Source organism: Curtobacterium sp. MCBD17_019, assembly GCF_003234555.1.
Lineage (GTDB): Bacteria > Actinomycetota > Actinomycetes > Actinomycetales > Microbacteriaceae > Curtobacterium.
Map to the genome: position 1 here is coordinate 85,667 of NZ_QKTT01000014.1, position 19,498 is coordinate 105,164.

The 19,498-nt window shown below is 72.5% G+C and carries 15 protein-coding genes; 6 read left to right on the top strand and 9 right to left on the bottom strand.

The genetic code is table 11. The features are described 5' to 3' along the window. Positions 1-85 precede the first annotated feature (85 nt). The 3 genes from DEI82_RS13115 to DEI82_RS13125 all read right to left on the bottom strand — a co-directional run bounded on the left by DEI82_RS13115 (position 86) and on the right by DEI82_RS13125 (position 3,647). Entirely contained in the window at positions 86-1,393 is a 1,308-nt protein-coding gene (locus DEI82_RS13115) for an LLM class flavin-dependent oxidoreductase (RefSeq protein WP_111037224.1), read from the bottom strand. Then, the gene (locus DEI82_RS13120; protein WP_258372065.1) at positions 1,393-2,835 is read right to left on the bottom strand and encodes an O-acetylhomoserine aminocarboxypropyltransferase/cysteine synthase family protein; all 1,443 of its coding nucleotides are present in this window, start codon (positions 2,833-2,835) and stop codon (positions 1,393-1,395) included. The genes DEI82_RS13115 and DEI82_RS13120 overlap by 1 nt, the downstream gene beginning before the upstream one ends. Before the next feature lie 92 nt (positions 2,836-2,927). Then, positions 2,928-3,647, bottom strand: a complete 720-nt coding sequence (locus DEI82_RS13125) for a M50 family metallopeptidase (protein ID WP_181435212.1) — start codon at positions 3,645-3,647, stop codon at positions 2,928-2,930. Between the two features lie 164 nt (positions 3,648-3,811). Here DEI82_RS13125 and DEI82_RS13130 point away from each other — a divergent pair, with 164 nt between their 5' ends. Further along, positions 3,812-5,305 carry an MFS transporter gene (locus DEI82_RS13130; protein ID WP_111009256.1) on the top strand — a complete coding sequence of 498 codons (1,494 nt, stop codon included), beginning with the start codon at positions 3,812-3,814 and terminating at the stop codon, positions 5,303-5,305. A gap of 21 nt (positions 5,306-5,326) precedes the next feature. On the opposite strand, the gene DEI82_RS13135 is transcribed toward DEI82_RS13130, so the two are convergent. From DEI82_RS13135 to aroA, 3 genes are all read right to left on the bottom strand, one after another. Further along, positions 5,327-6,109: an inositol monophosphatase family protein gene (locus DEI82_RS13135; protein WP_111009255.1), complete on the bottom strand. Its 783-nt coding sequence runs from the start codon at positions 6,107-6,109 to the stop codon at positions 5,327-5,329. 141 nt (positions 6,110-6,250) lie between these two features. Next, complete coding sequence (gene rsgA / locus DEI82_RS13140) at positions 6,251-7,321, bottom strand: ribosome small subunit-dependent GTPase A (protein ID WP_111037228.1); 1,071 nt, start codon at positions 7,319-7,321, stop codon at positions 6,251-6,253. Then, positions 7,318-8,664, bottom strand: coding sequence for a 3-phosphoshikimate 1-carboxyvinyltransferase (gene aroA, locus DEI82_RS13145; RefSeq protein ID WP_111037246.1), 1,347 nt, complete (start codon positions 8,662-8,664; stop codon positions 7,318-7,320). Before aroA ends, rsgA begins: the two co-directional genes overlap by 4 nt. A 67-nt stretch (positions 8,665-8,731) precedes the next feature. Here aroA and DEI82_RS13150 point away from each other — a divergent pair, with 67 nt between their 5' ends. Together DEI82_RS13150 and DEI82_RS13155 are read left to right on the top strand one after the other, a co-directional pair. After that, positions 8,732-9,637: a sigma-70 family RNA polymerase sigma factor gene (locus DEI82_RS13150; protein WP_375334631.1), complete on the top strand. Its 906-nt coding sequence runs from the start codon at positions 8,732-8,734 to the stop codon at positions 9,635-9,637. After that, on the top strand, positions 9,634-9,876 hold the full coding sequence (locus DEI82_RS13155; RefSeq protein WP_111009253.1) for a zf-HC2 domain-containing protein: 243 nt from the start codon (positions 9,634-9,636) through the stop codon (positions 9,874-9,876). The genes DEI82_RS13150 and DEI82_RS13155 overlap by 4 nt, the downstream gene beginning before the upstream one ends. 81 nt (positions 9,877-9,957) lie before the next feature. Here DEI82_RS13155 and DEI82_RS13160 read toward each other — a convergent pair whose 3' ends face one another. Beyond that, positions 9,958-13,737: a multifunctional oxoglutarate decarboxylase/oxoglutarate dehydrogenase thiamine pyrophosphate-binding subunit/dihydrolipoyllysine-residue succinyltransferase subunit gene (locus tag DEI82_RS13160; RefSeq protein ID WP_111037230.1), complete on the bottom strand. Its 3,780-nt coding sequence runs from the start codon at positions 13,735-13,737 to the stop codon at positions 9,958-9,960. Between the two features lie 220 nt (positions 13,738-13,957). On the opposite strand from DEI82_RS13160, the gene DEI82_RS13165 reads away from it, so the two are divergent. The 3 genes from DEI82_RS13165 (at position 13,958) to DEI82_RS13175 (ending at position 18,037) form a co-directional block, all read left to right on the top strand. Next, positions 13,958-15,397 (top strand): GuaB1 family IMP dehydrogenase-related protein, encoded by a 1,440-nt coding sequence (locus DEI82_RS13165; protein ID WP_111009251.1) that lies wholly within the window; start codon positions 13,958-13,960, stop codon positions 15,395-15,397. A gap of 205 nt (positions 15,398-15,602) precedes the next feature. Beyond that, entirely contained in the window at positions 15,603-17,003 is a 1,401-nt protein-coding gene (locus DEI82_RS13170) for a hemolysin family protein (protein WP_111013742.1), read from the top strand. Further along, on the top strand, positions 17,000-18,037 hold the full coding sequence (locus DEI82_RS13175) for a hemolysin family protein (RefSeq protein ID WP_111009249.1): 1,038 nt from the start codon (positions 17,000-17,002) through the stop codon (positions 18,035-18,037). Before DEI82_RS13170 ends, DEI82_RS13175 begins: the two co-directional genes overlap by 4 nt. Before the next feature lie 60 nt (positions 18,038-18,097). Here the strand turns inward: DEI82_RS13175 and DEI82_RS13180 are convergent, their stop codons facing one another. Together DEI82_RS13180 and DEI82_RS13185 are read right to left on the bottom strand one after the other, a co-directional pair. Further along, positions 18,098-18,505 carry a VOC family protein gene (locus DEI82_RS13180; RefSeq protein ID WP_111013743.1) on the bottom strand — a complete coding sequence of 136 codons (408 nt, stop codon included), beginning with the start codon at positions 18,503-18,505 and terminating at the stop codon, positions 18,098-18,100. Positions 18,506-18,635: 130 nt separating this feature from the next. Beyond that, a complete protein-coding gene (locus tag DEI82_RS13185) occupies positions 18,636-19,334 on the bottom strand; it encodes a YafY family protein (RefSeq protein ID WP_111013744.1) in 699 nt (232 codons plus the stop codon). Between the last annotated feature and the right edge of the window lie 164 nt (positions 19,335-19,498).

The following is a 19,498-nucleotide window of genomic DNA, read 5'->3' on the forward strand; positions in this document are numbered from 1 at the left end:
ACTTCGAACGGGAGGCGGTGCGCACGACGTGCGCACCGCCTCCCGTTCGTCGCTCCCGGACCCGTGATCGTGGCGCGGTCGAGCGTCAGAAGTCGGCGAGGTTGGCCCGGAGGCCGCCGTCACCGAACTCGCGACGGAGCAGACCGCGGCGACGGAGGACCGGGACGAGGTCCGCGAGCATCCGCGTGACCGCGACGGGGTGGAGGTCTCCGGAGAGGATGAAGCCGTCGTTGTCCGCGTCGTCGCCGAGCTCCTCGGCGAAGTCGGCGAACTCCTCCGCCGTGCCGACGAAGCCGGTGCGGTCCGCGAGCCGGCCCTTCCGTGCCTTGCGGGTCAGGAGCGCGCGGAGCGGGGCGTCCGGGGTGTCGCCGACGAGACCGCGGATCGTGCCCGCGGAGACGTGGTCGCCGAACAGTCCCGCGGGCAGGGGTGCGTCGAGGTCGAGCGTCGTGAGGTCCGTCTCGAGGTCGCTCGACTGGCCCATCGCCACGACGAGCAGGTCCTCGTCGGTCGGGTGCCGCGACGCGTCGACGAGCCGGTCGGCCTCGGTCGCCGAGGACACGATCTCCGGCTTCACGACGAACATCGTTCGTACGGCACCCGGCGCCCGGCCTGCAGCGACGGACGCCTCGGCGATGCGGGACCGGTACCCACGCACGGTTGCGGCGTCGAGCGGGGCGAGGGCGAGCTGCACGTCGGAGTGCGTGCCCGCGAACGCGAGCCCACGCCCCGAGCCGCCCGGCGAGACGATGACGGGGTCGTCCGCGAGCGGGAGCGCGTTGAGCGGACCGGTGACGTCGAAGTACGTGCCCTGGTGGCGTGAGCCGTCGGTGCGCTCGCCGTCGGCGAAGTGCCACGTGTCGGTGTCGGCCACGAGGGCGTCCTCGCCCCAGCTGTGCCACAGGTGCCGGATGACGCCGAGCCACTCCTCGGCGCGGTCGTACGCGGCGTCATGGGGCAGCGGCGAGGCGCCGACGTGCCGCGCGCTCCCGACGTCGGTGACGACGTTGAGCCCGAACCGGCCGCCCGACAGGTGCGCCAGGGTCGACGCCTGTCGGGCCGCCAGGTACGGCGGGGTGATGCCCGCGTTGACGGTCGGCACGACGCCGATGTGCTGCGTCGCTGCGAAGAGGTACGGCGCGAGCAGGAGCGGATCGTGCTTCGGGCCGCCGTACGCCTGCCGGATGCGCAGGTCGAGGGTCGACGGGTTGCCGAGCGAGATCGCGTCCTCGGCGATGACGAGGTCGAGGCCGGCCTGTTCGAGTGTCCGGACGGACTGCTGGTACAGGTCCGGACGGGTCCAGTCGTACCCCCAGTCCCAGTCGGGCCGACCCCACCCCTGGGGGCCGAACCCGCGGGCGAAGAACCACCCGAAGTGCTGCATCCGTGGCATCAGATCTCCTCGAGCACGATGTGGGGAGCGCCGAACTCGCCGGACCGGACGTCTTCGTCCACGGTGGCGGTCTCCGCGACCGGTGTCGGGCCTGCCGGACCGTCGGCGGGCAGACCGACCCCCGGCCCCTCGGCGGACCGGACCGCCGCCAAGCCGCGCTCGAGGTCGCGGATCAGGTCCTCGACGTCCTCGATGCCGACCGAGACGCGCAGCAGGCCCTCGTCGATGCCGGTTGCGGCGCGTTCCTCGGGCGTCCGCTGGGCATGCGTCGTCGACGCCGGATGCAGGATGAGTGACCGGACGTCGCCGAGGTGCGTCATGCGACTGAACAGGCCGAGTGCGTCGACGAACCGCTGGGCGGCGTCCCGTCCGCCCGCGAGCGAGAAGGCGAACACCGAACCGGCCCCACGCGGCAGGTAGCGCGTCGCGAGGTCGTGGTAGGGGTTGGACTCGAGCCCCGCGTGGTCCACGTTCGCGACCTCGGGCTGCGCGTCGAGCCACCGGGCGATCGTCAGCGCGTTCGCGCCGTGTCGCTCCATGCGCAGCGAGAGCGTCTCGACGCCCTGCTGGATGAGGAACGCGTTGAAGGGCGAGGGGGTGGGGCCGAGCCGTGCGGCGACGACGTCGCGTGCGTACACGACGAACGCCCGGTCGCCGTGGCGGTCGACGTGGCTCCGGCCGCCGAGCGCGCGGTCCGGTTCGGTCAGATGGGGGAACCGGCCGCCCGTGGCAGCCCAGTCGAAGCGACCGCCGTCGACGACGACCCCACCGATGGCGGAGCCGTGTCCCGCCAGGAACTTCGACGCGGAGTGCACCACGATGTCCGCGCCGTGCTCGAGCGGCCGGACGAGGTACGGCGTGGCGAGTGTGTTGTCGACGACCAGCGGTACGCCGTGCTCGTGCGCCACCGCGGCGACCATCGCGATGTCGAGGACGTCGTTCTTCGGGTTCGGGATCGACTCGCCGAACAGGAGCCGCGTCTCGGGGCGGATCAGCGCCCGCCAGGCGTCCGGGTCACGGGCGTCGTCGACGAAGTCCACGCTGATCCCGAGTCGTCCGAGGTTCTGCAGCAGGAGGCCGCGGGTGCCCTCGTAGATGCTCGACGCCGACACGACGTGGTCGCCGGCCTGCAGCAGACCGAGGAGCGCCACGGTCACCGCGGCCTGTCCGCTGCCGACGAGGATCGCCTCGACCCCGCGCTCGAGGACGGCGACGCGGCGCTCGAGCGACGCGTTCGTCGGGTTGCCGAGCCGCGTGTACGTGTACCCGGCGTCGTCGCCGGCGAACCGGTCGCGCGCCTGCCCGAAGTCGTCGAACAGGAAGCCGGACGACATGTGGATCGGGGTGATCCGCGCGCCGTGCGCCGAGTCGGGCACGACCCCGCCGTGCACCTGCTCGGTGCTGAACCCGAACCCCGCCGTCGCCGTGTCGCTCTCGGGCACGTCCCACCTCTCTCTGCCTCTGCCGGCGCACCTGCGCCCATCGGGCGATCCTCCCACTGCTGGAGCCGGGAGGCACGACCGGCGTCGTCCGGTTACGGCACCACCCCCACGACGAGCGTCCGCAGACCGACCGCGACCGTGTCGACGACCGCGCCGAGCGGGGCATGCGCCAGCCAGACGACGCCGAGTTCCACGAGCACGAACAGGACGTACCAGACCGCTGCGGGGAGCCGGTACTCGCTCGCGACGATGTGGAAGTCCGTTCGGACCGGAGCGCCGGTGGCGATCCAGCCGGCCACCCGCACGACCGACCGCACACCGTCGACGACGAACAGCGCGCCGATCGCAGCGACGACGAGCACGGTCCACTCCGAGGGACGCACCGCGACCCAGACGGCGACGGCCGCGAACCCGACGACGACCAGGACGCCGAAGGCGTTCCGGACGAACAGGACGGCGACCACGGCGGCGACGCCGAGGACGGCCGTCGTGAGCACGTGGTCGGCGTGGACGGACCCGATCACGAGCAGGGCCCCGGCCCAGAGCGGTGCCGAGTACCCGGCGTAGAGGTTGCCGAGCCGGACCGCCCACCGCACGGCGCGGGGGACGCGACCGAGGTCGACCCATGCCTCTCCCGAGCCGTCCGCGTGCAGGTCGATCCGGCGGATGCGGCCGCCGAACGGCACGACGACGACGCAGTGGCCGACCTCGTGCACGATGGTCGTGGCGATCCGGGCGACGCGTCCGACGGCGGGCACGAAGGGCAGCGCCGCCCCGACGAGCAGGGCGACCAGGAGCGCGGAGGACGGCACCCGGGGATCTTCGCGCACCCGGCCGATGTCGAGCCTGGGAACGCGGGGGCGACCCCCGGCCGCCGCCGTTCGGCGCTCCTGGTGGAGCCGCGGTGGCAGACGCGCGCCGGCATGGGGGACGTCCGCTCGGCGACCACGGCGTCGACGCGGAGTAGACGAGACGGGTGACGACGACCTCCCGATCCGACGCCGGCGACCAGGACACCGAGCGCGACCGGCAGCGGTGGCACGCGTTCGCGGTGTGCATCGCGGTCGCCGGGATCACGATCATCGACCTGTCGACGGTGAACGTCGCGCTGCCGTCGATCCAGCGGTCGCTCGGCGCGTCGAACTCGGAGCTGCAGCTCATCGTCGCCGGCTACGCACTGGCGTTCGGCCTGGCGCTCGTCCCGGCCGGGCGCCTCGGTGACCTCCGGAGCCGCCGGCTCATGTTCGTGGTCGGCCTGATCGCCTTCACGACCGCCAGCCTGTTGTGCGCGATCGCCCCGTCCATCCAGGTGCTCGTCGTCACGCGGATCCTGCAGGGCTTCGCCGCGGGGACGCAGATGCCCCAGGTGATCGGCCTGGTGCAGCAGCTGTTCCGTGGGGAGGAGCGCGGGCGCGCGTTCGGCATCTTCGGCGCGATGGTGGGCATCTCCACCGCGCTCGGTCCGACGATCGGCGGCGCGCTCATCGCCCTCGGCGGCGAACAGACCGGATGGCGCTACATCTTCTGGCTCAACGTCCCGTACGGCCTCGCGGCCCTGTACTTCGCGGTCCGCCTGCTGCCCCGGAAGCGCCAGGACCCGTCACGCGACCGCGAGCTCGACCTCGTCGGGATCGTCCTGCTCGGGGTCGCGGTCGTCACGCTCATGCTGCCGTTCGTGCTCACCTCGGGCACGGGCGACTCGCCCCTGCGGTGGCTCGCACTCGTCGGCACCGCGGTGTCCGGGGCCCTGTTCGTCTGGTGGGAGCGGCACTACGCGCACACGGGACGGTCCCCGGTCGTGCACTTCGACCTGTTCCGGCTGTCGTCCTACCGGAACGGCCTGCTCATCGCCGCGGTGTACTTCGCGGCGCTGCCGGCGACGTTCCTCATGGTGACCCTCTACCTGCAGGAGGGCCTGCACCTCGAGCCGCTGTTCGCCGGCATGGTGAGCATCCCGTTCGCCGCCACGGCCGCCGCCGGCGCCTGGTTCGGCGGTCGTCTCGTCAACCGCATCGGCAGGGCGCTCGTCGTCTGGGGGCTCTGCGCGGTGGTCGTCGGGTTCGTGGCGCTGCTCGTCGCCGCGACCACGACCCCCGCGTCGATCACTCCATGGGCGATGGCGGGTGCGTTCCTCATCGGTGGCGCGGGCGGTGGCCTCGTCGTGTCGCCGAACCAGACCCTGACGCTCGCGCAGGTCCCCGTCGAGCACTCCGGTGTCGCGGGGTCGATGCAGCAGCTCGGCCAGCGCGTGGGCACGGCGATCGGCACGGCCGTCGCCACGAGCGTCTTCTACGGGATCGTGCGGAGCGAGGACCGGAAGGCGGGGGACCTCACGGCGTACCACGACGCGTTCCGCGCGGGCACGGCGTTCACCGTGGGACTCGTCGTGCTCGTGCTCGCGCTCGCGATCGTCGACCTCGTGTCGCGGAAGAAGCGCGGCGAGGAGACGCCCGTGCCGCAGGAGGCCTGAGACGTCGCCGGGTCGTCGCGCCTACCCGCGGATGGTGCGCACGACCGCGTCGTGCAGGAGCCCGTTCGTCGCGAGGGCGGTGCCGTGCCACGGGCCGGGCTCGCCGTCGAGCGACGTGAACCGCCCGCCCGCCTCCTCGACCACGGGGACGATCGCAGCCATGTCCCACGGCTTCAGGTCGCCCTCGCCCGCGACGTCGAGGGTGCCCTCGGCGACCATCATGTAGGCCCAGGCCTCGCCGTAGGCACGGGTCCGCCAGACGGACCGGGACAACCGCAGGAGGCCGTCGAGCCGCCCGGCCTCGTCCCAGTCCTGGAGGCTCTGGTAGCTCACCGAGGCGTCCGCCAGCTCCGCCACTCCCGACACGCGCAGGGGACCCTCCAACGAGGAAGCCCCGAGTCCCGTCGCCCCCCACCATCGCTTGCCCATCGCGGGGGCGGACACGACGCCGACCCGGGGGACGCCGTCGACGGCCAGGGCGATGAGCGTCGCCCACACGGGCACGCCGCGCAGGTAGTTCGCCGTGCCGTCGATCGGGTCGATCACCCACTGCCGGTGTCCGGAACTCCTCGCGGTGGTCCCTGCGGCGGCGGTCGACTCCTCGCCGAGGAACGTGTCGTCGGGACGCTCGGCCGCGATCCGCTCGCGGAGGGCCGCCTCGACCGCCTGGTCGGCGTCGGTCACGTGCGTGCGGTCGGCCTTGACGTCGACGTGCAGGTCGGCCGCCCGGAAGCGGGCGAGGCTGATCGCGTCGGCCGTGTCGGCCAGGGAACGGGCGAACGCGAGGTCGGCGGCGAGGTCCACGCGCCGAGCCTACCGAGCGCCGACGGTACGGCTGGCCCGGCCGTCCTTCCCCGCGAGATCGCGCCCGGTGCCGCTCGCGGACCGGTCGGAGCGGCAACGACTGCGATGGCGGCGGAAGGAGGGGCGGGGGGCCGGGGCAGGTCAGTCCGCGCCCGGGTCCAGCTCGCCCATGCCCGTGAGCAGCGCGCGGAACGAGTCGAGCCGCTCGATGCCCGTGGGGCCGAGCTCGCCGTCCTGGACCCGGTCGACGATCTCCCAGTCGTGCGCCTGGTCGAGCGGTATGCCGTCGGCGGGCTCGCGGACCGGCACCGCGTGCGCGGCGAACGCGCGGAACACGTTCTCGGGCTGCACGTGCCCGAGGCCGAACGACCGCACGCCGGGGGTGTCGATGATCCAGCCGCCGCCGTGCACCGGCAGCGCGATCGAGGACGACGACGTGTGGCGCCCGCGTCCGGTGACCGCGTTCACGACGCCGGTCGCCCGGGAGGCCCCGGTCAGGGCGTTCACGAGCGTGGACTTGCCGACGCCCGAGTGTCCGACCGTCACCGTCACCTGGTCACGGAGCACGGCCGCGAACGCGTCGAACGGCACGTCACCCGCGGCGCTCGTGACGACGCGCAGGTCGAGGCACGCGAAGTGCGCGAGGAACGGCTCCGGGTCGGCGAGGTCGGTCTTCGTGATGCAGAGCACCGGGTCGAGCCCGGCGTCGAAGGCGGCGACGAGGTACCGGTCGACGAGCCGGGGCCGGGGCTCGGGGTCGGCCGCGGCGATGACGATGAGCATCTGGTCCGCGTTCGCGACGATGACGCGTTCGACGTCGTCCGTGTCGTCCGCGCTGCGGCGGAGGAACGTCGAGCGGTCCGCGACCTTGACGATGCGGGCGAGGGAGCCCTCGTCGCCGCTCACGTCGCCGACGAGCGACACGTGGTCACCGGTCACGACGGCCTTCTTGCCGAGCTCGCGCGCCTTCGTGGCGGTGATCACCCGGGCCTGGCCGGACTCGGCGTCGAGGGGACCTCCCCCGACGAGCACGCCGAACCGTCCGCGGTCGACGTTCGTCACCCAGCCGGGCGTGGCGTCCTCGTGGTTGGGGCGCTGCTTGGTGCGCGGACGACTGCCCTTCGGGTTCGGCCGCACCCGCACCGCGGACTCGTCGTACTGCCCGTACGGTTCGTCGAGGTCGTCGTCGTCCCCGCCGTCGAACCAGCTCATGCGCCCGACGTTGCCACGAGCGTGTCCCACAGCTCCGGGAACTGCGGCAGGGTCTTCGCGGTGGACCCGATGTCGTCGACCGCGACGCCGTCGACGACCAGACCGATGATCGCGCCCGCGGTCGCCATCCGGTGGTCCTCGTACGCGCCCCACGCCCCCCCGTGCAGCGGACGGGGCTCGATCCGGAGGCCGTCGTCGAGTTCCGTCACCGCGCCTCCGAGACCGACGACGTCGGCGGCGAGTGCGGCGAGCCGATCGGTCTCGTGTCCGCGCAGGTGCCCGATGCCGGTGATCGTCGACGGGCCCTCGGCGAGGGCCGCGAGCGCGACGAGCGCGGGCGCGAGCTCGCCGCCGCGCGACAGGTCGAGGTCGACGCCGGGCAGCGACGCCCCGCCACGGACACCGACGCCGCCGTCGACGACGAGGTCCGCGCCGTCGCGCGTGACGGTCGCGCCCCAGTGCGGCAGGAGGGTCTCGAGGTCCGCGCCCACCTGGGTGGTGGCGGTCGGCCAGGTCCGGATGCGGACGGTCCCTCCGGCGACGAGCGCGGCCACCGCGAACGGTGCCGCGTTCGACAGGTCCGGCTCGATCGTGACGTCGCGGGCGGCGATCGGACCCGGGTGCACGTGCCAGACGCCCGTGTCGGGTTCGTCGACGACGACCCCACGGTCGCGGAGCGCCGCGACGGTCATCGCGATGTGCGGCATGCTCGGCAGCCGTTCCCCGCGGTGCCGGAGCAGCAGGCCCTCGTCGAAGCGGGGCGCCGACAGCAGGAGGCCCGACACGAACTGGCTCGAACGGCTCGCGTCGATCGTCAGCTCGCCACCGCGCACACGGCCCGTCCCGGTGAACGCGAACGGCAGGCTGCCCCCGCCGTCGTCGGTGACGTCCACACCGAGCGCGACGAGCGACGCGATGGTGGTGTCCATGGGGCGCCGGCGCGCGGACTCGTCACCGTCGAACACCACTGGACCGTCGGCGAGCGCGGCCAGGGGCGGGAGGAACCGCATCACGGTGCCGGCGAGGCCGCACTCGACCCGGACGTCGCCGTGCAGCGGCGCCGGGGTCACGCGGAGGTCCGGGCCGTACGGGCCGGCCCCACCCGCCGGGTCGATCCGGACACCGAGCGCGCGGAGGGCGTCGACCATGAGCGCCGAGTCCCGCGAGTGCAGGGGGAGCCGGATCGTGGACGGACCGTCGGCGAGGGCCGCGAGCACGAGCTCGCGGTTCGTCAGGGACTTCGACCCGGGCAGGGCGACGTCGCCGTGGAGGGGACCGCGCGCCACGGGCGCCGGCCAGTCGTCACCGGCGGGGACAGAGCGGGAATCAACGGGAGCCTGCATCGGTTCCCCAGGATAGCGATGCGCGTGCCCCGCCTGCCTGGCGAGGTGCGTGCCGGACAGGAGGACCATGGCCACCGCGCTGACAACGGAGCGTCCACGGGTGCGGACGTTCCCGTCCGCGTCGACGTCGCTGATCGGGGACCTCGACGACGACCGCCGACTACGATGGCGGGCGATGACGAGCCAGGACGACGCGACGAACCCCGACGGTCCGCTCGGACGACCCCCGGTCGACGAGACGGAGGAGCAGCTCGACGCCGTCGAGGAGGAGTCCCTCGCGCTCGCCGAGACGGACAGTGCGGACGCGGTCACGACCCCCGACGCGCAGGAGCTCCGCCGGCTGTTCGAGGAGCAGGCGTTGCCGTTCATGGACCAGCTGTACGGCGCGGCGATGCGGATGACACGGAACCCGGCCGACGCGTCGGACCTCGTGCAGGAGACCTTCGTCAAGGCGTTCGCGGCGTTCCGGTCGTTCCGGCAGGGCACGAACCTCAAGGCCTGGCTGTACCGGATCCTGACGAACACGTTCATCAACAGCTACCGGAAGAACCAGCGGAACCCCTACCAGGGCACCATCGACGAGCTCGAGGACTGGCAGCTCGGCGGGGCGGAGAGCGTCACGCAGAGCATCTCGTCGCGCTCGGCCGAGGCCGACGCGATCGACCACCTGCCGTCGTCCGCGGTCAAGGACGCCCTGCAGGCGATCCCCGAGGACTTCCGGATGGCGGTCTACTTCGCCGACGTCGAAGGGTTCTCGTACCAGGAGATCGCCGACATCATGAAGACCCCGGTGGGCACGGTCATGAGCCGGCTCCACCGCGGCCGGCGCCTGCTCCGCGGGCTCCTGGCCGACCACGCACGAGAGACCGGTGTGGTGCCCGACGCAGCGTCGACGGAGACGATGCGCCCGCGGACCCGCACCACGAAGACGCCCGCCACGACGGGCCGGAGCACGGGGAGGAACGGACGATGAGCGGCTGCGACTGCTCGAAGGCCAAGGCGGAGCTCGAGGAGTTCCTGCACGACGAGCTCGAGCGCGACGACCTCGCGGACATCCGCGAGCACATGGCCGGCTGCGAGGACTGCTCGAGCGAGCACCGCGTCGGCGTGGTGCTCATGACGGCCGTGCAGCGCGCCTGCAAGGAGACCGCCCCGGAGGACCTGCGGACCCAGGTCATCGCCGCGCTGCGCGAGGCGCAGGCGACCCACTGACTCGACCGGGAGGCCCGCCCGCCGTCCGCCTCGTCGGCGGCGGTGCGGGGGGCCTCCCGGCCGGTCGGGGTCGGCGCCCGATCAGATGGTGAGCGCGCGGTCGATGACCTCGGCCGCCTCGCTCGCGGAGCGCTTCGACGACCCCGTCGCCGGAGCCGCGCTGGCGGGACGTGAGGACACCGAGAGCGGACGGCCGTCGAGGTGGCGCGACAGCGCCATGCAGACGAACGGCCAGGCGCCCTGGTTCTCCGGCTCCTCCTGCGCCCAGACGAGGTCCGCCTGCGGGTAGGAGCGGAGGGTCGCGAGGATCTGGTCGAGCGGGAGCGGCGCGAGCTGCTCGAGGCGGACGAGTGCGACGTCCTCGACCCCGCGCTTGGCGACCTCGGCAGCGAGGTCGTGGTGGATCTTGCCCGAGTGGAGCACGACCCGCCGTACGGCCTGGCGGTCGGCGATCCGCTGGTCGTCGATCACCTCGCGGAAGCCGCCGGTCGTGAACTCCTCGACCGCGCTCGTCGCCTGCCGCATGCGGAGCATCGCCTTCGGCGTGAACACCACGAGCGGCTTCTGCGGACGCGCGTGGGCCTGCCGACGGAGCAGGTGGAAGTACGACGCCGGGCTCGACGGCCGCGCCACGACCATGTTGTCCTCGGCGCAGAGCTGCAGGTAGCGCTCGATCCGAGCCGAGGAGTGGTCCGGCCCCTGGCCCTCGTAGCCGTGGGGGAGGAGCAGCACGAGCCCGGACCGCTGGCCCCACTTCTGCTCGGCCGACGAGATGAACTCGTCGATCACCGTCTGCGCCCCGTTGGCGAAGTCGCCGAACTGGGCCTCCCACATGACGAGGGCCTCGGGCCGCTCCACGGAGTAGCCGTACTCGAACGCCATGGCCGCGTACTCACTGAGCGGCGAGTCGTAGATGTACAGCCGGCCCTGGTCCTCGGTGAGGTTCGCGAGGGGGAGCCACTCCTGGCCGTTGACGCGGTCGTGGAACACCGCCTGGCGCTGCACGAAGGTGCCACGCCGGGTGTCCTGGCCGGTGAGCCGGACCGGCTTGCCCTCGACGAGGAGGGACCCGATCGCGGCGAGCTCCGCGAACGCCCAGTCGATGCCGCCGCTGCGCGACATCTCGACCCGCTTGGTGAGCAGCTGCTGGAGCTTCGGGTGGACCGTGAACCCCGCCGGGGGGTTGTCGTGCGCGTCGCCGACGAGTCGGAGGACGTCCGCGCTCACCGCCGTCTCGTGCACCTCGTGCTCCGAGTCGTCGCGCTGCGCGGAGGGCCGTTCGAGGCCCTGCACCGCGCCGCCGTCCGCGGGGACGACCGGGATCGACCCCGTCTGTGCCTCGTGGGTCTCGGCGAACGCACGCTCGAGGCGGTCCTGGAAGTCCCGGTGCGCTTGGTCGTACTCGTCCTGCGTGATGTCGCCGCGACCGACGAGGGCGTCGGTGTACAGCGTGCGGACCGAGCGCTTCGCCTCGATGAGGTTGTACATGAGCGGCTGCGTCATCGACGGGTCGTCGCCCTCGTTGTGGCCGCGGCGGCGGTACGAGACGAGGTCGATGACGACGTCGCGGTGGAACTGCTGCCGGTACGCGAACGCGATCTCGGCGACGCGTGCCACGGCCTCCGGGTCGTCCCCGTTCACGTGGAAGACCGGCGCCTGGATCGTCTTGGCGACGTCGGTCGAGTACACCGACGACCGCGACGCGCTCGGCGACGTCGTGAACCCGACCTGGTTGTTCACCACGACGTGGACGGTGCCACCCGTGCGGTAGCCCCGCAACTGCGACAGCTGCAGGGTCTCGACGACCACGCCCTGTCCGGCCATCGCCGCGTCGCCGTGGACGAGCACCGGCAGGACACCGAAGGTGCCGATCGGGGTCCGGTCCTGCTTGCCGCGGACGATGCCCTCGAGCACGCCGTCGACGGCCTCGAGGTGCGACGGGTTCGCGGCGATGGTCACCGGGATCGCGGTGCCCTCGGCCGAGCGGAACACGCCCTCCGTCCCGACGTGGTACTTGACGTCGCCGGAGCCCTGGCCCGCGACGGCGCCGGGCAGCTGTGTCCCCTCGAACTCGCGGAAGATCTGCCCGTAGGTCTTGCCCGCGATGTTCGTGAGCACGTTGAGCCGACCACGGTGCGCCATGCCGATCGCGACCTCGTCGAGACCCTCGCGCGCGGACTCCTGGATGAGCGTGTCGAGGAACGCGATCATCGACTCGCTGCCCTCGAGGCTGAACCGCTTCTGGCCGACGTACTTCGTCTGCAGGAACGTCTCGAACGCCTCGGCCTCGTTGAGCTTGCCGAGGATCCGCAGCTGCTCGTCCTTGCCCGGCTTGGCGTACGGCACCTCGACGTGGTCCTGCATCCACCGGCGCTGGGCCGGGTCCTGGATGTGCATGTACTCCACGCCGATCGTGCGGCAGTACGAGTCGCGGAGGATCCCGAGGATGTCCCGGAGCGGCGCGCTCGTGGTGCCGGCGAGGCCACCCGTGACGAACTCGCGGTCGAGGTCCCAGAACGTCAGCCCGTGGTTCTCGATCTCGAGGTCCGGGTGGGTCCGCTGCTGGTACTCGAGCGGGTCGATGTCCGCCATGAGGTGTCCGCGCACCCGGAAGCTGTTGATGAGCTCCTGCACGCGGGCGGTCTTGTTGACCCGCGACGACAGGTCGACGTTGATGTCGTTCGCCCAGCGGATCGGCTTGTACGGGATCCGGAGCGCCGCGAAGATGCCCTCGTAGAAGCCGCGCTCGCCGATGAGCAGCTCGTGGACCGTCTTGAGGAACTCCCCGGACCCGGCGCCCTGGATGACGCGGTGGTCGTAGGTGCTCGTCAGCGTGATCGTCTTGCCGACCCCGAGCTCGACCAGGGTCTTCGGCGCGGACCCCTGGAACTGCGCCGGGTACTCGAGGGCACCGGCGCCGATGATCGACCCCTGCCCCTTCATGAGCCGCGGCACGGAGTGCACCGTGCCGATGCCGCCCGGGTTCGTCAGCGAGATCGTCGTGCCGGCGAAGTCCTCGGCCGTGAGCTTGTTCGCCCGCGCGCGCTTGACGAGGTCCTCGTACGCCGCGATGAACTGCGAGAACGTCAGGGTCTCGGCGCGCTTGATGCTCGGGACGAGCAGCGCACGGGTGCCGTCGGACTTCGGGACGTCGATGGCGATGCCGAGGCCGACGTGTGCCGGGGTCACGACGACGGGCTTCCCGTCCTGCTCGTCGTGGTAGACGTTCTGGCTCGGGAACTCCTGGATCGCCTTGACGAGCGCCCAGCCGATGAGGTGCGTGAAGGACACCTTGCCGCCGCGCGTCCGCCGCAGGTGGTTGTTGATGACGATGCGGTTGTCGATCATGAGCTTCGCGGGGATCGTCCGCACGCTCGTCGCGGTCGGCACCCGGAGCGAGGCCTCCATGTTCGCGGCGAGGGTCTTCGCCATGCCCCGCAGCGGCGTCCGGACGTCCTCGTGGGTCTCCTCGTGGTCGTCCCGCTCGTCGCTCGGATCGGCCGGGATCGGGGCCGGGGTCGGCTGCTTCGACGTCGTCCGTGCCGGCATCTGCGTCGACGAGGTACGCGGGGCGCCGCCGTCCGCGGCGCGCGCGGGCTGCGCGACCGGCGCGGCCGGCTCGACGGGACCCGCCGGGTCGGGAGCTGACCCGGCAGCCGGGGACGGGCCTCCCGGGCGGTCGTCGGACGCGCCCGCGTCGCTCACCTGCGTCCGGTGGTAGCTCTCGAGGACCGGCCACCAGGACCGGTCCACGGCGTCCCTGTCGACCAGGAACTGCTCGTAGAGCTCGTCCACCAGCCACTCGTTCGCGCCGAATTCGCCTGCGGTCTCGTCCGATGTCCCCGTCAGATGGCTCGACACAGCCGATCGCCCACTCTCCGTCGATTGATGCTGGTGCCGGTCGCACACACACGACCCGTGCACCGTGCGGGCAGCATCGCCCGCGCCCGTCAAGCCTAACCCGCCTGCGGGCCGCCTCGGCGGGAGCGCCCAGGGTGTCTGGACGGACCCGTCCGCGCCGGTGGCCGTCACCCCGCTGCGACACGGTCGCCCCCGAGGAGGGCCGTATTACGGTGAGCGCATGAGGTTCTACGAGACGCGACCGACCCACGACCTGACGTACTCGGACGTGTTCCTCGTGCCGAGCCGCTCCGGCGTGTCGAGCCGGTTCGACGTCGACCTCACGCCGCCCGACGGCACCGGCGCGACCATCCCGGTCGTCAGCGCCAACATGAACTCGGTCACGGGTCCGCGGCTCGCGGCCACGTTGGCGCGGCGCGGCGGCCTCGGGGTCCTGCCGCAGGACATGCACCCGCAGGACCTGGACGCCGCCATCCGCTGGGTCAAGGCCCAGCCGGTCGATCACGACACCCCGGTCACGATGACGCCCGACACGACCGTCGCCGAGGCGCTGACGCAGCTCGCGCCGGTCCCCGGGCACGGCGTCGTCGTGCAGGACGCCGGCGGGGAGTACCTCGGCTGCGTCCCCGCGGTCCGGCTCGCGACCGCAGGCGAGGACGCGACCGTCGGGGATCTCCTGCACGGCGCGGTGACCGCGATCGACGCCGACGACGTCGACTCGCCGCGGGCCGTGTTCGACCTGCTCGCCGCCGCCGAGGTCGACTTCGCGCCCGTCCTCCGGCACGGTCGCGTCGTCGGCACCACGAGTCCCACGAGTGCGATCCGTTCCGGCATCTACCGGCCCGCGGTCGACGCGGACGGGAGGCTCCGGGTCGCCGCCGCGGTCGGCATCAACGGCGACGTGGCACGCAAGGCGTCCGCGCTCGTCGCCGCGGGCGTCGACGTGCTCGTCCTCGACACCGCCCACGGGCACCAGGAGGGCATGCTCCGTGCGCTGCGCACCGTGGCCGACCTCGGACTCGGCGTCCCGCTCGTCGCGGGCAACGTCGTGACCGCCGACGCGGTGACGCACCTCGTCGACGCGGGCGCCTCGATCATCAAGGTCGGTGTCGGCCCTGGGGCCATGTGCACGACCCGCATGATGACCGCGGTCGGGCGGCCGCAGTTCTCGGCGGTGCTCGAGACCGCGGCGGCGGCACGGGCGCTCGGTGCCCACGTCTGGGCGGACGGCGGTGTCCGGTACCCACGCGACGTCGCCCTCGCCCTGGCGGCCGGCGCCGCGAGCGTCATGATCGGGTCGTGGTTCGCCGGCACGGTCGAGGCGCCGGGCGTCCTCAAGGTCGACGCGCAGGGGCGACGGTACAAGGAGAGCTGGGGGATGGCGTCCGCGAAGGCCGTTCGCGAGCGGTTCGAGCGGCTCGACCCGTACGAGCGCGCGCGCAAGGCCCTGTTCGCCGAGGGGATCTCGTCCTCGACCATCTACCTCGACCCGGAGCGTCCGAGCGTCGAGGACCTGCTCGACATGATCACGGCCGGGGTGCGGAGCTCGGCGACGTACGCCGGCGCACGTGACCTCCCCGCGTTCGCGGACCGTGCTCTCGTCGGCATCCAGTCCGCCGCGGGGTACGAGGAGGGCAAGCCGGTCCCGGTGTCCTGGTGAACCGGACCGTGTCCCGCTGAGCGGCACCGCGCCGACCGCATCGGTTCCGCGCTGGGGGGATTCCCGGCCAGGGCGGGCCCCCGGGCGCTACTGTTGACCACACTGTGGACGACCCTCCTGATCGCACGTCGCCGGGCCGACAGCCGAACGCGGCCCGACATGCCCGGCCGCGCCGCCAGCTCCTCCTGCTCAGGAGGCCCTCGGTATGACCGTCGTCGACCTCCTCATGCTCGTGGGCGGCGTCCTCCTCACCCTCGGGACGGGCGTGTTCGTCGCGAGCGAGTTCGCGCTCGTCAACCTCGACCGCGCCGACCTCGAGGCCCGGCGTGAGCGCGGCGCAGCGGGGCTGACACCCGTCATCCAGGCGCTCAAGGTGACGGCGACCCACCTGTCGAGCGCCCAGCTCGGCATCACGCTCACCACGCTCCTCAGCGGGTACCTCCTCGAACCCTCCATCGCGCACCTCATCGAGGGCCCGTCCACGGCGCTCGGTCTGCCGGACGAGGTCGTCGAGCCCGTCGGGTCCGTCGTGGCGCTCGTCATCGCGACCCTGCTGTCGATGGTGCTCGGAGAGCTCGTGCCGAAGAACTTCGCGCTCGCCCTGCCGCTCGGTACCGCCCGACTCGTCGTGCCCGTGCAGATCGTGTTCACGACGGTGTTCCGACCCGCGGTCGCGTTGCTCAACGGCACCGCGAACGCCGTGCTCCGCACGATCGGGATCGAGCCGCAAGAGGAACTGTCCGGTGCCCGGAGCGCCGAGGAGCTCACGAGCCTGCTCCGCCGATCCGCGATGGAGGGCAGCCTCGAGCAGGACACCGCCACGCTGCTCACCCGCACGATCGCGTTCTCGGAGCACACCGCGAGCGACGTCATGACGCCGCGCCCGCGGGTGTCGACGATCGGGGTGGCCGAGTCCGCCGCCGACGTCATCGCCCTCGCCCGCCGCACCGGGTTCAGCCGGTTCCCGGTGATCGACGAGGACGCGGACGACGTCGTCGGCATCGTGCACGTCAAGGCAGCCGTCGCCGTACCGCGCGACAAACGGGCGGAGGTGCCGGTCGGTGCTCTGCGGACCGAGGCCGAGCGCGTCCCCGAGACGATGCACCTCGACTCCCTGCTCACCGCCGTCCGCGGTCGCGGGTACCAGATGGTGATCGTCGTCGACGAGTACGGCGGCACCGCCGGGGTCGTCACGCTCGAGGACCTCGTCGAGGAGCTCGTCGGTGAGGTCTCCGACGAGCACGACCGGACGCGGGTCGACGTGGTGCGGTCACGGGGCTGGCTGACGTTCCCGGGCCTGCTGCGCCCGGACGAGCTGCAGGACCGTGCGGGCGTCCGTGTCCCCGACGACGGCCCGTACGAGACCATCGGTGGCTTCGTGATGAGCCGACTCGGACGCCTCCCGGTGGTGGGCGACACGGTCCCCGTCGACGGCGGGATGCTCCGTGTGGAGCGCCTCGACGGCCGCCGGATCGACCGCATCCGGTTCACGCCCACGCCCACGCCGACGGCGGTCGACGAGGGTGAACCCGCGGTGCCCGGATCGTCGAGCATCGCGCCCGAGGTGCCCGACGAGGTCGGGGTCCGACTGGGGGTCCCGCGATGAGCGACTGGCTCGGCATCCTCTGGCTCGTCGTGCTGCTGCTCGGCAACGCGTTCTTCGTGGCCGCGGAGTTCGCCGTCATCTCGGCGCGACGATCCCAGATCGAACCGCGCGCGGAGCAGGGCTCGCGGGCCGCGCAGCGCACGCTCTGGGCGATGGAGCACGCCACCCGCATGCTCGCGACGACGCAGCTCGGCATCACCGTGTGCTCGCTGCTCATCCTCAACGTCTCGGAACCCTCGATCCACCACCTGCTCGAGGGGCCGCTGCACCTCACGGGGTGGGACGTCGAGGTGACCGGCACCATCGCGTTCGTCATCACGCTCGTGATCGTGTCGTTCCTGCACGTCGTGTTCGGCGAGATGGTGCCGAAGAACATCTCATTCTCGATGCCGGACCGGGCCGCGCTCGTGCTCGTGCCGACGCTCTGGTACCTCGGGCACGGCGTCCGAGGGATCACCGTGGTCCTGAACGCACTGGCGAACGGGTTCCTCCGCGTGTTCCGGGTCGAGCCGAAGGACGAGGCCGTCAGCGCGTTCACGGTCGACGAGGTCCAGACGATGGTGGAGCAGTCCCGCCGCGAGGGCACGCTCGTCGACGCCGCCGGCACGCTCGCCGCCGCGTTCGAGTTCACGGCGAAGAAGGTGCGGGACGTCGCGGTGCCGATGCCCGACCTCGTCACGCTCCCGGACGACGCCACGCCGGGCGACGTCGAACGGGCGGTCGCGACCCGTGGATTCTCCCGGTACGTGCTCGTCGGCGACGACGGCGACCCGACGGGCTACGTGCACGTCAAGGACGTCATCGACCTGCGCGAGGACGAGTTCGACGACCCGGTGCCGCCGAAGCGCATCCGCCAGCTCATCTCGCTGTACCGCGACATGGACCTCGAGGACGCACTCGCGACGATGCGGGCGGCGGGTGTCCACCTGGCGCGCGCGTTCGACGCCGACGGTCGGACGACGGGCGTGCTGTTCCTCGAGGACATCCTCGAGGAACTCGTCGGCGAGGTCGAGGACGCGACCCGACGTCGCTGAGCCGGGTCGCGCCTCCCGGAGGGCGGCGCGCGCGGTCGGCTCGTGCCGGCACGCGGGAACTCAGCGCGGGACGCCCTCGAACTTCGCGATCGCGACGGGGCTGACCGGCGTGAAGCAGTTCACGAGCGTGCCGTCGGGATCCCGGAGGAGCAGCGACCGGTTGCCCCACGGCATCGTCGTCGGCGGTGCGACCACCTCGACCGTGCCGTCGTCGAGCTCGGCCGCGAGCGCGTCGACGTCGGCGACGAGGAACTCGACGATCGGCGTCCGGCCCGTGCTCGGGTCCGACCGGTCGCCGAGCACGGCGGCCATCGTGCGGGTGCTGCCGATCGCGAGGGTCCCGCCGGCGGTCCGGAGTTCGGCGAAGTCCGGTGCGGGGCGGACGGCGGTGACACCGGTCACACGCTCGTGGAAGGCGACGAGGCGGTCGACGTCGTCGGTGATGAGGCGGACGGAGACGAGGTTCACGGTGGGGCTCCCGGTTCGGTGGCGCCGCTGGTGCGGCGCGGTGACGGCCGCGGAGTGCGGCGACGACCAGGATCGCGGGCGCGAGCGACAGCCCTGTGTCGGTGTTTCCGGTGCCGATGTCCGATCCGCGTCAGACGAGTGTCAGCGTTCGGAGGTCCCCGTCCGGCACCGCGATCTCCTCGGGGCGCACGGTCCGGCGCGGCGCGGTCTCGGCCGTCACCGTGAGGCCGTCGATCCGGTCGACGCGGAACGCGCGGAGGTCGTCGCGGAGGCGGCACCACCCGAGGAGGTACCACCCGCCGGCGGCGCCGATCCACCCCACGGGCTCGACGTCCCGGAGTGTCGCGCGCCCCGCACGGTCCGTGTAGCGGAGCCGGAGGACGCGCCGCGCCGAGACCGCGTGCCCGAGCGCGGGCGGGGCGGCGGCGTCGAGCGGGACCGCGCCGAGGAAGTGCACGCGGTCGGCCAGGTCCCGCGCGGCGTCCGCGTCGTCGGACCGCATGGCCGCGAGGACCTTGCGCAGTGCCACGGCTCCTGCGTCGCGGAACGGGCTGCCGGCGAGGGCCTGCAGGGCGACCGCGACCGCGACCGCCTCGTCCGGACCGAAGTTGACGGGCGGGAGCGTCCGCGCGCGGTCGATGCAGTAGCCACCCGTCCGACCGGGCTCGGCCCACACCGCGGCACCCGACTGTTGCAGCGCGCTGACATCGCGTTCGATCGTGCGTCGGCTGACGGAGAACCGGTCGGCGAGCCACGCAGCGCTCCGCGGGCGCGGTGCGACGGCACGCAGTTCCTCGACGATCGCGTACAGGCGGTCGGTCCGGTTCACGGGCTCACGATAGTCCGGAGCGGGCCCGGAGCGGCCCGCTCCGGTGGACTAGATGTACTGCCCAGGGACGTTGGTTGTGTTGCGACGACTCGCTGTAGTCGTTGGGATGTGAGAAGGACCTCCTGCAGTGGAGTGGAGCTGTCTAGTTCACACACTCTCCGCAG

Coding starts and splice junctions, on each gene's coding strand:
- DEI82_RS13170 (WP_111013742.1), top strand. CDS start 15,603: ATGACCGTCGTCGACCTCCTCATGCTCGTGGGCGGCGTCCTCCTCACC.
- DEI82_RS13165 (WP_111009251.1), top strand. CDS start 13,958: ATGAGGTTCTACGAGACGCGACCGACCCACGACCTGACGTACTCGGAC.
- DEI82_RS13155 (WP_111009253.1), top strand. CDS start 9,634: ATGAGCGGCTGCGACTGCTCGAAGGCCAAGGCGGAGCTCGAGGAGTTC.
- rsgA (WP_111037228.1), bottom strand. CDS start 7,321: ATGAGCTGGTTCGACGGCGGGGACGACGACGACCTCGACGAACCGTAC.
- DEI82_RS13115 (WP_111037224.1), bottom strand. CDS start 1,393: ATGCCACGGATGCAGCACTTCGGGTGGTTCTTCGCCCGCGGGTTCGGC.
- aroA (WP_111037246.1), bottom strand. CDS start 8,664: ATGCAGGCTCCCGTTGATTCCCGCTCTGTCCCCGCCGGTGACGACTGG.
- DEI82_RS13175 (WP_111009249.1), top strand. CDS start 17,000: ATGAGCGACTGGCTCGGCATCCTCTGGCTCGTCGTGCTGCTGCTCGGC.
- DEI82_RS13150 (WP_375334631.1), top strand. CDS start 8,732: ATGGCCACCGCGCTGACAACGGAGCGTCCACGGGTGCGGACGTTCCCG.